Source organism: Knoellia flava TL1, from assembly GCF_000768675.1.
Lineage (GTDB): Bacteria > Actinomycetota > Actinomycetes > Actinomycetales > Dermatophilaceae > Knoellia > Knoellia flava.
In genome coordinates, this window is the sequence record NZ_AVPI01000023.1 from 29,381 (window position 1) to 44,774 (window position 15,394).

The window sequence follows — 15,394 nt, forward strand, 5'->3', positions numbered from 1 at the left end:
AACGTGGACCGAGCACACCACGCCGGCGCAGCACCTCCTTGTCCGATCGACTGTCGCCACCGGACAAAGGTGAGGTCTCGGATTGCGGGGTAGACGGCATACGGAGAGGGTCGGGAGGACGTCGGTCAAGGGTGACCGACCCTGCGTGGGCGACGAGCCCGGAGGAAACATGCGCCTGACGAACGCCATCCCACGAGGGCTGACAGCCGGGGCCCTGGCCCTCGCGGTCGGCACCGCGACCGCCGCGGGAGCCGTGGCCGCCACACCCCCGACCGCCGACCAGGCCGCCGCCGCAGCAGCACCCGAGGGTGCCGCCTGGTCGACGTCCTTCGAGAACGGCCAGCCCCAGCCGCTCGTGTCGACCGTCGAGGTCGACGAGTCGGGCCCGCGCCAGCAGAACGTCACCGGTGGCGTCCCCGCCGACGGCAGCCTGCTCGGCTCGGTCACCGGCATCACCGCGAGCGCCGAGAACCCGCCGGGGGAGGTGGCGTCCAACCTCACCGACTCCAACGCCGACACCAAGTGGCTCGCGTTCGCGACGACCGGCTGGGTCCGCTACCAGCTGTCCGCGCCCAAGCGCGCCCTCACCTGGTCGCTCACCTCCGGCAACGACGCCCCAGAGCGTGACCCCAAGGACGTCACGCTGCGCGGCTCGACCGACGGGACGACGTGGACCGACATCGACCGTCGCACCGGCCTCGCCTTCGCCTCGCGCGGGCAGAAGCAGACCTTCACCGTGACGACGCCGGGTGACTGGTCGTACTACCGGCTCGACGTCACCGCCAACAACGGCGGCCCGATCGTCCAGCTCGCCGACTGGGGCCTCTTCGGCGACGTCGACTCCTCCGAGCCCGAGATCGCGCCCATGGTCTCCACCGTCGGCTCCGGACCGCGCTCGGGCTTCAACATCAAGTCGCTCGTCGGGTGGACGGGCGTGAAGTCGCTGCGCTACGGCGGCTCGCACACCGCCGCGGGCCGCGGGTTCGCCTGGAACCGCCTCTTCGACGTCGACGTGCCGGTGGGTGACCGCTCGCGCCTGACCTACAAGATCTTCCCCGACATGGTCGCGGGCGACCTCACCTACCCGTCGACCTACACCGCCGTCGACCTGCGGTTCACCGACGGGACGTTCCTCTCGAGCCTCGGCGCCAAGGACATGCACAGCACCGCGGCCTCGCCGAACGGTCAGGGCGTCGGCAAGATCCTCTACGCCAACCAGTGGAACTCGGTGCAGATCGACCTCGGCCCCAAGGCCGCCGGCAAGACGATCGACGCAATCCTCCTCGGATACGACAACACCGCGAACCCGACGAAGGAGACCATCTTCGGCGGCTTCGTCGACGACATCGAGGTCGACCCCTCCCCCGCCGCCCTCGACCGCTCCAGCCCCACGTATGCCGTCGACGTGCGTCGTGGGACCAACTCCTCAGGCTCGTTCTCGCGCGGCAACAACCTGCCGATCAGCGCCGTCCCCAACGGCTTCACGTTCTTCACCCCGCTGACGAACGCGAACAGCCAGACGTGGCAGTACTACTGGCAGGCCGGCAACAACGCGCAGAACCGCCCGACGCTCCAGGGCCTCGGCATCTCGCACGAGCCGTCGCCGTGGATGGGTGACCGCAACCAGATGTCGGTCATGCCCTCGATCACGCAGGGCGTCCCCACCGGCAGCGCGAGCGGCCGGGCCATCCCCTTCGACCACGACGACGAGGTCGCCCGTCCGGACCACTACCGGGTCCACCTCGACGGCGGCATCATCGCCGAGACGGCCCCCGCCGACCACGGTGGCGTGTGGCGTTTCACCTTCCCCGAGAGCGCCCCGACCGGCAGCCTCGTCGTCGACACCGTCGACAACAACGGCTCGTTCACGGTCGACCCCGCCACCGGCACGATGACGGGCTGGGTCGACAACGGCAGCGGCCTGTCCGTCGGCCGCAGCCGGATGTTCGTCCACGGCACGTTCGACCGACCGGCGAAGGCCGCCGGCACCGCGCCCAACGGCCACACGGGCACGCGCTACGCGACGTTCGACACGACGAGCGACCGTGACGTCGAGCTGCGCATCGCCACGTCGTTCATCTCGCTCGACCAGGCCAAGCGCAACGCCGACCTCGAGCTCACCGGCCGCTCGTTCAACGACGTCCAGGGTGACGCGAAGGCCAAGTGGGACGAGCGCCTGAGCGTCGTCGAGGTCGAGGGCGCCAAGGACGACGAGATCCGCACGCTCTACTCGAACCTCTACCGGCTCAACCTCTACCCGAACAGCCAGTTCGAGAACACCGGCACCGCCTCGGCGCCGCGCTACCAGTACGCCAGCCCGGTGTCGCCGAAGTCCGGCAGCGCCACGGCGACGACGACCAACGCCGCCATCAAGGACGGCAAGATCTACGTCAACAACGGCTTCTGGGACACCTACCGGACCGTGTGGCCGGCCTACTCCCTGCTCTACCCGGAGATCGCGGCCGAGATCGCCGACGGCTTCGTCCAGCAGTACCGCGACGGCGGCTGGGTGGCCCGCTGGTCCTCGCCGGGCTACGCCGACCTCATGACGGGCACGAGCTCGGACGTCTCGTTCGCCGACGCGTTCGTCAAGGGCGTCGCCCTGCCGGACAAGCTCGGCACCTACGACGCGGGCCTGCGCAATGCGACCGTGCTCCCGCCGAGCTCGGGCGTGGGCCGCAAGGGCCTCGCCACGTCGCAGTTCCTCGGGTTCACCCCGGACAGCACGCACGAGAGCGTGTCGTGGGGCCTCGAGGGCATGATCAACGACTTCGGCATCGGCAACCAGGCCGCGAAGCTCGCGACCGACCCCTCGGTGCCGGCCGCGCGAAGGGCCACGCTCCAGGAGGAGTCCGAGTACTTCCTCAAGCGGGCCACCGACTACACCAACCACTTCGACCCCAAGACCGGCTTCCTGCGGGTGCGTCAGGCCAACGGTGAGTTCGCACCGAACTTCGACCCCGAGGTCTGGGGCGGTGGCTACACCGAGACCAACGGCTGGAACTTCGCCTTCCACGCACCGCAGGACGGCAACGGCCTGGCCAACCTCCTCGGTGGCAGGGAGGCGATGGCGAAGAAGCTCGACACCTTCTTCACCACCCCCGAGACCGGCACGAAGCCGGGCAGCTACGGCGGCATCATCCACGAGATCATCGAGGCGCGCGACGTCCGGATGGGCATGTTCGGGATGAGCAACCAGGTCTCGCACCACATCCCGTACATGTACAACTACACGGGCAAGCAGTACCGCACGGCCGAGAAGGTGCGCGAGATCCTGCGCCGCCTCTACGTCGGCAGCGAGATCGGCCAGGGCTACCCCGGCGACGAGGACAACGGCGAGCAGTCGGCCTGGAACACCCTCTCCTCGCTCGGCATCTACCCGCTCCAGGTCGGCTCGGCCCAGTGGGCCGTGGGTTCGCCGAAGTTCACGAAGATGACCGTCCACCGCACGCAGGGCGACCTCGTCGTCAACGCGCCGAACAACTCGGACGAGAACATCTACGTCCAGAAGGTCACCATCAACGGCGAGGGCCACAAGGACGTCTCGATCCCGCACAGCAAGATCGCGGGCGCGACGACGATCGACTTCGCCATGGGCTCCACGCCGTCGGACTACGGCAGCAAGCCCAACGCCGCTCCCCCGTCGCTCACCAAGGGGGACGCCAAGCCGGCTCCCCTGCGTGACGCCACGGGTCCGGGTCGCGGCACGGCGACGGCACCGGGTGCGGCCAACGCCGCGGCGCTCTTCGACAACAGCTCGACGACGTCGACGACGTTCGCCTCGGCGACGCCCACCGTCACCTACACCCTCTCGGGCATCGGCCAGCGCGCCACCTTCTACACCCTCACCAACGGGGCCGCCGCCGGCGAGCCCACCGCGTGGCGGGTCGAGGGCCAGCGCAACGGCAACTGGGAGACCATCGACACCCGGAGCAACCAGGCCTTCACCTGGCGGACGCAGACGCGGCCGTTCAAGGTCGCCGCTCCGGGGACTTACACGGCATACCGGCTCGTCGTCACGGCGAGCAACGGGACGCCGACCCTGTCGGAGGTCGAGTTCCTCACCGACGGCTCGTTCGCGGAGAACACACGCATCAAGGTGAGCCCGTCGACCGAGCTCGAGGCCGTCGAGGGACAGGCCGTGAGCGGCCCCGTCGCCACCTTCTCCGGCGGCAAGGGCACGAGCGCGGACGCCTACACCGCCACCATCGCGTGGGGTGACGGCACGACCTCGACCGGCACCATCACCGCCGGCGAGCTCGGCTCCTACACCGTGCGCGGCGAGCACACCTACGCCGAGCCCGGCTACTACGAGACCGTCGTGACGGTCAAGGACGCCAAGGGCAGCGCGAGCGGCAGGGGCGGGGTGACGATCCACCAGGCCGTCGTGCCGTCCTACGCCTCCGGGTTCAACCTGGTCTGCATCGGCGACCCGGGCCAGGAGATCCCCTGCGACGGCGGCCAGGCCGGCGTCTCGCGTCCGGCCCTCGCCGAGGCGGGCGCGTCCCCGGGCCGGCTCCTCACGGTCCCGGGCAGCGACCTCCGGTTCTCGATGCCGGCGATCCCGGCCGGGCAGAAGGACAACGCCACGGGTGCGGGCCAGACCCTCCCCGTGACGCTGGCCCCGGGCGCGACCAAGCTGAGCCTCATCGGCACGGCGACGCAGAAGGACCAGGACACGACCGGGACGGTGACGTTCACGGACGGGACGAGCACGGCATACAGGATCCAGTTCGGTGACTGGTGCGGCTCGGCGAAGTTCGGCAACACGATCGCGGTCGAGATGACCTCCCGGCTCAACGGCACGAGCACGGACGGCTGCCACCTCAAGCTGTTCGCGACCGCGCCGCTGACGATCCCGGCGGGCAAGACCGTCCAGTCGGTGACCCTGCCGACGCAGACGGGTGACCCGCGCACCGCCGGACGGATCCACGTGTTCTCGGTCGCCGACAACGGCACGCCGCTCACGGTCGCCCCCGCGACCGGCGCGACGGCCAAGGCCGGCACCGCGTCCACGGTGACGCTCGGGACGGTCTCGGGCGGCGTGCCCGCCGAGGGCGGCTACACCGCACGCGTCGCGTGGGGTGACGGCAGCGCCACGACCGACGGAGTCGTCACCGTCGCGGCCGACGGGACCGCCACCCTGAGCGGCTCCCACACGTGGGCCTCGGCCGGGACCTACACGGTGCGGGTGCTCGTCGGCGACAGCCGCAGCGACACCCTCGCCACGGTGACCGTCACGGTCACCTGAAGCCGGTTACGCCGAGTGTCGGGGATCCGGGCCGAAACCCTCGCGGGTGGGCCCGGATCCCCGACACCGGAGCAGCCTGAAAAACGCGTATGCCGCGTGCTCCCCCTGTACGGGAGCACGCGGCATACGCGTTGGTGCGGGAGGAGCGACCGGCTCAGTGCGAGTGGCCGTGACCGCCGTGGCTGTGCCCGGCGGCGTCGTGCTCCTCCTCCTTCTTCTCGACGACGAGCGTGTCGGTGGTGAGGACCATCGACGCGATCGAGGCGGCGTTGCGCAGGGCGGAGCGGGTGACCTTGACCGGGTCGATGACGCCGGCCTTGACGAGGTCCTCGTAGTCGCCCGTGGCGGCGTTGAGGCCCATGCCCGGCTCGAGCTCGGAGACCTTGGCGACGGCGACGTAGCCCTGGAGGCCGGCGTTCTCGGCGATCCAGCGCAGCGGCTCGGCGGCGGCCTTCTGCACGATGGCGGCACCGACCTTCTCGTCACCCTCGAGGCCGAGCGTGTCGATGACCTTGACGGCCTGGATGAGGGCCGAGCCGCCACCGGCGACGATGCCCTCCTCGATGGCCGCGCGGGTCGCCGAGATGGCGTCCTCGATGCGGTGCTTCTTCTCCTTGAGCTCGACCTCGGTGTGGGCGCCGACCTTGATGACGCAGACGCCACCGGCGAGCTTGGCGAGGCGCTCCTGGAGCTTCTCGCGGTCCCAGTCGGAGTCGGTGCGCTCGATCTCGGCCTTGATCTGGTTGACCCGGCCCTCGACCTCGGAGGCGTCGCCGGCACCGTCGATGATCGTCGTGTTGTCCTTGGTGACGACGACGCGGCGGGCCTGGCCGAGCACGGTGAGGTCGGCCTGGTCGAGCTTGAGCCCGACCTCCTCGGCGATGACCTGACCACCGGTGAGGACGGCCATGTCCTGCAGCATCGCCTTGCGGCGGTCGCCGAAGCCGGGCGCCTTGACGGCGACGACGTTGAAGGTGCCGCGGATCTTGTTGACGACGAGTGTCGAGAGGGCCTCGCCGTCGACGTCCTCGGCGATGATGACGAGCGGCTTGCCGGCCTGGACGACCTTCTCGAGGACCGGGAGGACGTCGGCGATGGCCGAGATCTTGCCCTGGTTGATGAGGACGTAGGCGTCCTCGAGGACGGCCTCCATGCGCTCGGCGTCGCTGATGAAGTACGGGGAGATGTAGCCCTTGTCGAACTGCATGCCCTCGGTGAACTCGAGCTCGGTGGCGGCGGTCGAGGACTCCTCGACGGTGATGACGCCGTCCTTGCCGACCTTGTCGAACGCGTCGGCGATCGTCGCGCCGATCTCCTGGTCCTGGGCGGACAGCGAGGCGACGGAGGCGATCTCGTCCTTGCCGTCGACGTCGCGGGCGGTCTCGAGGAGACGCTCGGAGACGGCCTCCACGGCCTTGTCCATGCCGCGCTTGAGGCCGGCCGGGGCGGCACCCGCGGTGACGTTGCGCAGACCCTCGCGGACCATCGCCTGGGCGAGGACGGTCGCGGTCGTCGTGCCGTCACCGGCGACGTCGTTGGTCTTGGTGGCGACCTCCTTGGCGAGCTGGGCGCCGAGGTTCTCGTAGGCGTCCTCGAGCTCGACCTCGCGGGCGATGGTGACGCCGTCGTTCGTGATGGTGGGGGCGCCCCACTTCTTGTCGATGACGACGTTGCGGCCCTTGGGGCCGAGCGTCACCTTGACGGCGTTGGCGAGGGCGTCGACGCCCCGCTCGAGCGCCTTGCGGGCGGAGTCGTTGAACTCCAGTTCCTTGGCCATGGATGTCCTTCGCTAGTCAGTGGACCGTCAGGGCAGCAGGCGTGCCGCCGCGGTGCCGTGGTGGTGATGCGCGTATGCCGTGGGCGCACCGTGGGAGGTGAGCCCACGGCATACGTGGTGGTTCAGGTGGTGAGCCGTGGGCTCACTCAGCCAACGATGGCGAGGATGTCGCGGGCGCTCAGGATGAGGTACTCCTGGCCGCCGTGCTTGACCTCGGTGCCGCCGTACTTGCTGTAGATGACGCGGTCGCCGACGGTGACGTCGAGCGGGACGCGGTTGCCGTTGTCGTCGATGCGACCGGGGCCGACCGCGAGGACCTCGCCCTCCTGGGGCTTCTCCTTCGCGGTGTCCGGGATGACGAGACCGGACGCCGTGGTCTGCTCGGCCTCGAGCGACTTGATGACGATGCGGTCCTCGAGCGGCTTGATGGAAACCGACACTGTGTGACCTCCCCTTTGGGATGAGTCGAAGGTGGACAAATGCAGTTCGTGCGCTGCCGGCTTGGTGGTCCGCTTCGCCGTCGCGGGGGTCGAGTCGGTCCGCCGTGCGCTGGCACTCACCGGGGGCGAGTGCCAATGAGCCAAATCTAGGTCTGCGCTGGCACTCGGTCAACTCGAGTGCCAGAACTCGAGGACCGTGTTCGCCGAGGGCAGACGCGGGCCGCGGACGGCGCGGCCAAAGGCGGTTGCGGCGGCGCGAGGGTGAGCGCGAGGGTTCGGGCATGGACGCACCCGACCCCGCCACCCTCCTCGCCGCCTACGACGCCCAGCTGCGCCGGGAGGCCGAGCTCCCGTCGGCGCTCACCGTCACGCCGTGCGGACCGCTGCTCCTCGCCACCTACCTCGGCGGCCGGGGGTTCATCACCTACCGCAGCCTGGACACCGAGGAGGGGCCCGCGACGGAGGACTCCGTGCGGGCGCTCGTGACCGCGGCGGTGGCCCACTTCCGGGAACTGCCGGAGATCCGCAAGGTCGAGTGGAAGAGCCGCGGCCACGACCACGCGCCGGGCCTCCACGAGGCGCTGGAGGCCGCGCGATTCGAGCCCGACGAGACCGAGTCGGTCATGATCGGCGACGCCCGGATGCTCGCGGTCGACATCGACCTCCCCGAGGGCGTGCGGGTCCGGCAGGTCACCGACGAGGCGGACGTGCGGGCGATGCTCGCCATGCAGGCCGAGGTCTTCGGCGACGACCCCGACGAGGCGGCGGCCCACGACGCGCAGGTGCTGCACCGGCTCGCGACACGCGACGACATGGAGATGTGGGTCGCCGAGGTCGACGGGGAGGTCGTGAGCGCCGGGCGCCTCGAGCCGGTCGACGGCACCGACTTCGCGGGCATCTGGGGTGGTGCGACCCGACCGGAGCACCGGGGGCGCGGCATCTACCGCGCCCTCACTGCCGCCCGGGCGCGCTCGGCCATCGCCCACGGCAAGCGGTGGATCAACAGCGACTCGACAGAGTTCTCCCGGCCGATCCTCGAGCGCTCGGGGCTGCTCAAGGTCACGACGACGACGCCGTGGGTCTGGAGCAGAGAGGCCTGACGCGACCCGCAGGACACAACCTGATCTCGTTTTGCCGCTTCGGCGCGTTCGCCACCGGGACCGGGCATGCTGTGCGCGTGAAAAAGTTCCCTCTTCTCGCTGCCGCCGTGACGCTCGCCGCACCGGCACTGTGCGCGGCCACCGTTGCGTCTGCCGTGCCCGCGCCAGCCTCGACCCTCGCCGCCTCCGCCCCGACGACGGCCCCGGCCGTCGAGGACGCGACCCGACGCGCGACACCGGCGGCGGACACCCTCGCCACGCAAACCCCCGGCGAGCCCGAGGCAGGAGCCGACGCGAAGGTCGGCGTCGCCGGGTCGGCGACCGTGGTGGGGCTGCGTGGTCGCGGCTTCGGCCACGGGCGGGGGATGTCGCAGTGGGGCGCCCGCGGTGCGGCGAGCCAGGGGCTCACGGCCGACCAGATCCTCGCCTTCTACTACCCGAACACGGTCAAGACCGACATCGGCAACCCGGAGGTGCGGGTCCGGCTCACCGCCTTCGACAGTCGGATTCCGGTCGTCGCCGCGGAGCCCGGACTCACCCTCACGGACGGGACGTGCACGGCCGAGCTCACCGCCGACAACGCCAAGTGGTGGCGCGTCAGTCCGACCACCGGTGGCTACAAGGTGGAGGGCTACTTCACGTCGTCCACCGGGTTCGAGAGCTGGTACCAGTACCCCTCGACCTGCCCAGGCTTCTCGACCGCGACGAGCCTCACCTTCGTCGGCGACGGCTCCGTCGAGAGCTCGGTGCTCAAGACCCTCAACGGCAGCACCCAGCGTGAGTACCGCGGCGCACTGCGCTACGCCCGAGTCACCACCCGCTACACGGGGGGCCAGTCGAGCTTCCACTCGTTGGTCAACGTGCTGCCGATGAACACCTACCTGCGCTCGGTGGTCCCGGCCGAGATGCCGGCCTCCTGGGCCCTCGAGGCCGTCAAGGCACAGGCCGTGGCCGCGCGCTCCTACGCCGCCGCCCGGCTCGGCAGCCCCGACGGCTGGGACGTGTGCGACACGACCGCCTGCCAGGTCTATCCCGGGCTCACGAGCAGCAACCCCGAGCACCCGAACTCCGACGCGGCCATCACCGCCACGTCGGGCCACGTGAGGAAGTACGGCTCGTCCGTCGCGCTCACGGAGTTCAGCTCGACGAACGGCGGGTTCACCGTCGGCAGCAACCTGGCATACCAGGTCGCCAAGGCGGACCCCTACGACGGCATCTACGCCGATGCCCCCGACACGTGGGCCTACCTCACGATGCCCGTCACGGCGATCGAGAACGCCTGGCCCGCCATCGGCACCTTCAGGTCCGCGGAGCTCACGCGGGACAACAAGGGAGCGTGGTTCGGGGGCCGGGTCACGTGGATCACCCTCTACGGCTCGGCTGGTTCGGTCGGGGTCGCTCCGGAGACGTTCCGGAGCCGCCTCAACCTGCGCTCGACCTGGTTCATCCCCGTCGGCTCGTCCGTCGGCAGCGACTTCTCCGGCAACGCCTTCTCCGACCTCGTCGCCCGCGACGCCACCGGGCGGCTGTGGTCCTACCGCGGCGACGGGCGCGGCAGCTGGCTCGGCCGCACCGAAGCGGCGGCGGCCTTCCCCGCAGCCCCCGAGATCCTGGCGCCGGGAGACTTCTCGGGTGACGGCATACCCGACCTCATGACCCGGTCGACGTCGACCGGAGCGCTCACGCTGCACCGCGGCACGGCCACCGGCACGATCGCGTCGGCGAGCCAGGTCGGCTCCGGGTGGCACAGCTTCACCGCGGTCGTCGCACCGGGTGACCTCGACGGGGACGGAGCGGTCGACATCCTCGGCCGCGACGCTGCCGGGGTGATGTGGCTCTACCCGGGCAACGGAGCGGGTTCGTGGAAGGCCCGCGTGAGCAAGGGAGCGGGCTGGGGCAGCCTGCAGGAGCTCGAGGCCGTCGGTGACTTCGACGGCGACGGCGGCACCGACCTCATGGCCAAGAACTCCGCCGGCACTCTCTACCTGCTGCGCTTCTCGGCCACCGGCGCCTACCTCGGCAACAAGGCCATCGGCGCCGGATTCGGCTCGTTCTCCGGGTTCACCGGCATGGGTGACGTCGACGGCGACGGTGCGGTCGACCTCGTGACCCGCGACTCCACGGGCAAGCTGTGGGCCTACCGCGGCACCGGAACGGGCACCTTCACCACGCGCCTGGCGATCGGCTCGGGCTGGAACACCCTGACGTTCGGCAGCTGAGCCGGCCCTCCCCCGCAGACCCGGGCCGCGCTCCCCTCGTGGGAGCGCGGCCCGCTGCCGACAAGGAGCGGGTCCGGTCAGGGCAGGGGCACGAGCACTGCCCCGGAAATGAGAAGGTTGGCCAGTGGACGTGAGCGTGGTGAGGGCACTGGCAGCCCCCGAGGGGCAGGAGCTGCTGAGGTCCCTCCCTCCCTACGACGACTCGTCCGTTCTCACCCTGCAGAACCGGCTGCGCAGCGCCGGGCACGCGCCCGAGCTCGCCGCCGCCGCCCTCACCCAGCAGCGCCTCCGCGCCCGCGCGACCGCGAAGTTCGGTGAGTTCGCCGCCGACATGCTCTTCACCCCCGACGGCCTCGAGCAGGCCACCCGACTCGAGGTGGCCGTCGCGCACGCCCACCGCTTCAGCCGGGCCAGCCTCGCCACCGTCCACGACCTCGGCTGCGGCATCGGCGCCGACTCCGTGACCCTCTCCTCGCTCGGCGTCACCGTCCGCGGCGTCGACTCGGACCCCGTGACCGCCGCCGTCGCCGACGCCAACCTGCGCCCGTGGCCGGACTCCCGCGCCCGCCTCGGGCGCGCGGAGGACGTGCGCTTCGGTGTCGACCCGGGACGCAACCGCGTGGGCGCGTGGCTCGACCCCGCCCGCCGGACCCGTGGCGTCGCCGACGTCAACGGCCGCACCCGCCGCACCTTCCGCCTCGACGACATTTCGCCGTCGTGGGCCTTCGTCCAGGAGGTCGCCGCCGCCGTGCCCGCGACCGGGGTCAAGCTCAGTCCCGGCTTCGACCACGCCGCGATCCCCGCCGGGACCGAGGCGCAGTGGACCTCGTGGGCCGGCGACGTCGTCGAGTGCGCCCTCTGGTGGGGTCCGCTCGTCATGCGCCGCGGCCGCACCGCACGCGTCATGGGACCGGACACCGCCCCCGTCGTCGTCGACGAGTCGATGGCCGAGCCCGTGCCGCGGCTCGCCGGCTCGCTCGACGACGTCGGCCCGTGGCTGCACGACGTCGACAAGGCGGTCATCCGGGCCGGGCTCGTCGGCGCCGTCACCCGCGCGACCGGCGGCATGGAGTCCGACGAGGGCACCGGCTACGTCCTCGCCTCCCGCGACGTCTCGCTCCCCTACACCCGCCGGTATGCCGTCCACGAGGCGATGCCGTTCACCGTCAAGACCCTGCGCTCCTGGCTTCGCACGAACGGCGTCACCGGCCTGACGATCAAGAAGCGCGGCGTCCGGCTCGACGACGAGCAGCTGAGGCGTGACCTCAGGATCGGCGCCAAGGCGGGCGACGGTGAGCAGGCGACGGTCGTGCTCACCCGCGTCGGCGGGTCGCCCGTCGCGCTGGTCGTCTCCCCCGCCTGAGGCCGTCGAGGGGTCAGAGGTGCGGGTCGGGCTGCGCTCCGGCGTGACGCACGGCGGCCGCACCGGCGGCGAGCGCCCGGTCGAGCGCCGTCGACCGGTCGGCACCGGCCGCGAGGGCCGCTGCGAGCGCGCCGCAGAACGCGTCACCGGCGCCGGTGGTGTCCACGACGTCCTCGGGGTGGACGGCGTGCGCCGGGGCGGTCTCGCCGTCCCACGAGGCTCCGTTGGCGCCGAAGGTGACGAGCAGCGAGCTCGCCACGGCACCCGACTCCGCGAGCGCGACCATCTCGTGCTCGTTGGCGACCACCGGGTCGGCGAGGGCAACGACGTCGTCCGGGAGGGCGGCATACGGGGCGGTGTTGACGACGACCCGGGCACCACGGTGCGACGCGCGGCGGACGGCCGAGCAGACGACCGGCAGCGGCACCTCGAGCTGGACGAGGAGGACGTCGCCGGGGCCGAGGTCGTCGACGGCGTCGACCTCGGTGTCGTCGAGGCGGGCGTTGGCGCCGGGGACGACGATGATCGTGTTCTCGCCGCCGTCGTCGACGGCGATGAGTGCGTGGCCGCTCGCCTCGCCCTCGACGACACGGACGCGCGAGACGTCGACGCCGTGGCCGCGGAGCCGCTCGACGTAGGCCGAGCCACCGGCGTCGTCGCCGACGCACCCGACCATGGCGACCTGTGCGCCGGCGCGCGCCGCGGCGATGGCCTGGTTGGCGCCCTTGCCGCCGGCGAGCTGCTCGAGCCCCTCGCCGAGCAGGGTCTCCCCCGGCCGCGGGTGCCGTTCGACGCGGGTGACGAGGTCGACGTTGAGCGAGCCGAGCACCATGACGCGGCCCATCAGCCTGCCGCCTTCGTCACGGTGTCGAGCCACAGCGCGGCGACGCGCGGGCCGTCGATCTCGAGCGCGACGTCGACCTGTGCCTCGGCGAGGCCGTGCGGGTCGTGGTCCATGTCGCCGGACCAGTCGCGGGTGTCGACGATCGTCCGGCCCCGCGTCCACGTGCCCGAGAGCTCGACCCGCACCGGGAGCCGCTGGGTCTGCACGGCGTCGGGGTCGAGGAGGATCGCGACCGCGCCGGCGTCGCCGATCGTCGCGCTGTCGCTCTCGAAGCGGTGGCTCATGAAGCGCATGAGGCCTGCCGCGAGTGCTGCCGGGCCGCGCTCGTCGAGGGCAGCGAGCTCGTCGCACTGCGACAGGGTGATGCGGGGCTCGTAGAAGACGTCGAGGCCATACATCGTCACCGGCACCCCGTGGTCGGCGCTCGCGTCGAGGACGACGGCGGTGGCCTCCGGGTCGTGGAAGACGTTGAACTCGGCCGCCGCCGTGGCGTTGCTCACCATCGCGCCTCCGCCCATGAAGACGATCCGTCCGATGCGGGCGAACGACTCGGGATACATGCGGGCGAGCAGGGCGATGTTCGTCATCGGTGCGAGCGGGACGACGGTCAGCGGGGTGCCGTGGGCGTGGGCCTCGTCGACGGTCTGCCGCAGGAGGTCGACGGCGTGCCTCTGGTCGGGCTTGCTCGTCGGGGGCGCCCAGCCGAGGTCGGCCATGCCGTCGTCGCCGTGCACGTGGCGGGCGTCGACGGGCCGCTCCAGCAGCGGGTGCGAGGCGCCAGCGCCGACCGGCACGTCCGCGCGCCCGCACACCTCGAGCACGGTGAGGGTGTTGCGCACGACGTCGGGCAGGGGTGCGTTGCCACCCACGCAGGTGACGGCCCGCAGGTCGATCCCGGGGTGCAGGGCGGCGAGCAGGAGGGCGCAGGCGTCGTCGACACCGGTGTCGACGTCGAGGAGCACGGGCAGGGACATGATTCAGAGGGTATGCCGTGTGTCAGTTAGCGTCGGGGCGTGACCTCTCGCTCCACCGCCCTGCCCCGCCGCCGGCTCACTGCTGCCGCCGCCCTCGCCCTCGTGGGCGCACTCACGGCGGCCTGCGGAAGCGGCTCGACGCCGTCCGAGAGCGCCTCACCGACGGGTAGGTCCGAGTCGTCCACGGCCGGGTCGGCCACGCCGTCCTCGAGTGCGACGCCCTCCTCGTCGGAGAGCGGCGAGCCACTCGACGTGAGCGCGTGCGTGCGGCAGAAGGCGGACTCCCTCAGCGAGGAGCAGGCCATCGGGCAGCTCCTCATGGTGGCCTTCGACACCGCGGCGCCGCGCACGGCGCTCGACGACCTCATCGCGGAGCAGCACGTCGGCAACGTCATCTACCTCGGCGGCTGGGACGGCGCCGCCCGGGTCAAGGAGACGAGCGGGCACCTTCAGGACCAGGCCACGGAGACTGCCACGGGCGGCATACCGCTGCTTCTCGCTGCGGACCAGGAGGGTGGCGAGGTCCGCCAGCTCCGGGGTGAGGGCTTCACGAAGGTGCCGTCGGCCAAGGTGCAGGCGCAGATGTCGTCGAGCGAGCTCACCGCCGCCGCGAAGGGCTGGGCCGGTGAGCTCAAGGCGGTCGGCATCAACGTCAACCTCGCCCCGGTGACCGACACCGTGCCTGCGGACATCGGTCGGGCCAACGAGCCGATCGGCAAGTACGCGCGGCAGTACGGCTCGGAGCCGGCGACGGTGACGAAGGCGTCGACGGCGTTCCTCAAGGGCATGATCGAGGGTGGCGTCATGGGCACGGTCAAGCACTTCCCGGGGCTGGGTCGCGTCGAGAACAACACCGACTTCAACACGACCGGCATCACGGATTCCGTTGCGACGCCGAGCGATCCGTTCCTCGCGCCCTTCACGGCAGGGGTCAAGGCGGGCGCCGGGCTCGTCATGGTGTCGTCGGCGCGCTACCCCGGGCTCGACGCGACGAAGACGCAGGCGATGTTCAGCAGGCCGATCATCACCGATCTGTTGCGGGGGCGACTCGGCTACGAGGGCGTCGTCATCACCGACGACATCAACGCCAAGGCGGTGCGCTCGATCCCGGCTGCGGAGAGGGCCACTCGCTACATCGAGGCCGGCGGCGACATCCTGCTCACGGGCGACCCCGAGTCGGTGCCGGGCATGATCGAGGCCCTGTCGTCGAAGGCACGGGCGGACGAGGAGTTCGCGACGCTGCTCGAGACGTCTGTGCTGCGGGTCGTCGCCCTCAAGGAGCGCATGGGTCTCGTGCGCTGCAGCTGACGCCGCTGCGGACGTGCCACGTCGCGGCGTCTGTCATTCGTCGTCATTTGCTGCTGGAGGGCCCGCACCAAAGAATCCGCTCATGTAGCCGCGTTGTGGTCGCTAGTCGAAAAGCTAC

9 protein-coding genes are annotated in these 15,394 nt (G+C 71.2%); 5 read left to right on the forward strand and 4 right to left on the reverse strand.

The features are described from left to right. The first annotated feature begins 169 nt into the window (after positions 1-169). A complete protein-coding gene (locus N798_RS09315; protein WP_035947968.1) occupies positions 170-5,251 on the forward strand; it encodes a GH92 family glycosyl hydrolase in 5,082 nt (1,693 codons plus the stop codon). A gap of 154 nt (positions 5,252-5,405) precedes the next feature. Here N798_RS09315 and groL read toward each other — a convergent pair whose 3' ends face one another. Both groL and groES read right to left on the reverse strand, forming a co-directional pair. Continuing rightward, a complete protein-coding gene (groL, locus tag N798_RS09320; RefSeq protein WP_035947969.1) occupies positions 5,406-7,028 on the reverse strand; it encodes a chaperonin GroEL in 1,623 nt (540 codons plus the stop codon). Between the two features lie 146 nt (positions 7,029-7,174). After that, on the reverse strand, positions 7,175-7,468 hold the full coding sequence (gene groES, locus N798_RS09325) for a co-chaperone GroES (protein WP_035947970.1): 294 nt from the start codon (positions 7,466-7,468) through the stop codon (positions 7,175-7,177). Positions 7,469-7,749: 281 nt separating this feature from the next. Here groES and N798_RS09330 point away from each other — a divergent pair, with 281 nt between their 5' ends. The 3 genes from N798_RS09330 to N798_RS09340 all read left to right on the forward strand — a co-directional run bounded on the left by N798_RS09330 (position 7,750) and on the right by N798_RS09340 (position 12,150). Further along, on the forward strand, positions 7,750-8,568 hold the full coding sequence (locus N798_RS09330) for a GNAT family N-acetyltransferase (protein ID WP_035947971.1): 819 nt from the start codon (positions 7,750-7,752) through the stop codon (positions 8,566-8,568). A 77-nt stretch (positions 8,569-8,645) separates the two neighbouring features. Continuing rightward, positions 8,646-10,787 carry a SpoIID/LytB domain-containing protein gene (locus tag N798_RS17360; RefSeq protein WP_156971684.1) on the forward strand — a complete coding sequence of 714 codons (2,142 nt, stop codon included), beginning with the start codon at positions 8,646-8,648 and terminating at the stop codon, positions 10,785-10,787. Positions 10,788-10,917: 130 nt separating this feature from the next. Beyond that, positions 10,918-12,150 (forward strand): class I SAM-dependent methyltransferase, encoded by a 1,233-nt coding sequence (locus N798_RS09340; RefSeq protein WP_229708568.1) that lies wholly within the window; start codon positions 10,918-10,920, stop codon positions 12,148-12,150. A 13-nt stretch (positions 12,151-12,163) separates the two neighbouring features. Here N798_RS09340 and N798_RS09345 read toward each other — a convergent pair whose 3' ends face one another. Together N798_RS09345 and N798_RS09350 are read right to left on the reverse strand one after the other, a co-directional pair. Next, positions 12,164-12,994 carry a ribokinase gene (locus tag N798_RS09345; RefSeq protein WP_035947973.1) on the reverse strand — a complete coding sequence of 277 codons (831 nt, stop codon included), beginning with the start codon at positions 12,992-12,994 and terminating at the stop codon, positions 12,164-12,166. Further along, positions 12,994-13,968, reverse strand: a complete 975-nt coding sequence (locus N798_RS09350; RefSeq protein ID WP_035947974.1) for a nucleoside hydrolase — start codon at positions 13,966-13,968, stop codon at positions 12,994-12,996. Before N798_RS09350 ends, N798_RS09345 begins: the two co-directional genes overlap by 1 nt. Positions 13,969-14,007: 39 nt before the next feature. Here N798_RS09350 and N798_RS09355 point away from each other — a divergent pair, with 39 nt between their 5' ends. Then, positions 14,008-15,276 (forward strand): glycoside hydrolase family 3 N-terminal domain-containing protein, encoded by a 1,269-nt coding sequence (locus tag N798_RS09355; protein ID WP_035947975.1) that lies wholly within the window; start codon positions 14,008-14,010, stop codon positions 15,274-15,276. Positions 15,277-15,394 lie beyond the last annotated feature (118 nt).